The sequence below is a fragment of the Pseudarthrobacter sp. NamE2 genome (assembly GCF_005796205.1).
In the GTDB taxonomy this organism is placed as follows: domain Bacteria; phylum Actinomycetota; class Actinomycetes; order Actinomycetales; family Micrococcaceae; genus Arthrobacter.
Genome location: NZ_VAHN01000053.1, coordinates 1 through 474 on the forward strand (window position 1 = coordinate 1; position 474 = coordinate 474).

At 67.1% G+C, this 474-nt stretch carries 2 protein-coding genes; both read left to right on the forward strand.

Annotated features, from left to right (window positions below):
- Positions 1-241, forward strand: a 241-nt coding sequence (locus FDW83_RS19320) for a hypothetical protein (RefSeq protein WP_205754703.1), incomplete at its 5' end; no start/stop codon positions are given.
- Positions 241-474, forward strand: a 234-nt coding sequence (locus FDW83_RS18980; protein ID WP_171027626.1) for a phage holin family protein, incomplete at its 3' end; no start/stop codon positions are given. The genes FDW83_RS19320 and FDW83_RS18980, both read left to right, overlap by 1 nt.

Here is a 474-nt window from a genome sequence, read left to right on the forward strand (position 1 = left end):
AGGAGCAACGGAAGAGACCTCTGACACCGGCGCGGCTGCCTCCTACCCGCCCACCAGCGGCCGCCACGTTGCGGCGGGTGGGAAGGTGCCGGCCTTCGATGAGCCTGCCACCGCTCCCGCAGCTTATGGCGAGACGATTTATGGCGAGCCCGGCCGTCCCGGGTACTCAGGAACGGAGTCGGGCGGTGTGCCCTTGCGGGATTACGACGATCCCTTTGATGGCCAGTCTGGCAGGTTGTGATGAGTAGCCAGATTCCTGAGATGCTGCCGGGTGAGGCGCATCAGAAGGCCGATAACACGTCGCTGGGTGACCTGCTCGGGGAGGTGACCCGGGACCTGTCCACCCTGATGCGCCAGGAGCTGGAACTGGCCAAGGCCGAAGCCAAGCAGTCCGCGACCCGGGCCGGGAAGGGCGGCGGCATGCTCGCCGGCGCCGGCGTCGCCGGGCACTTCGTCCTTTTGTTCCTGTCCCTT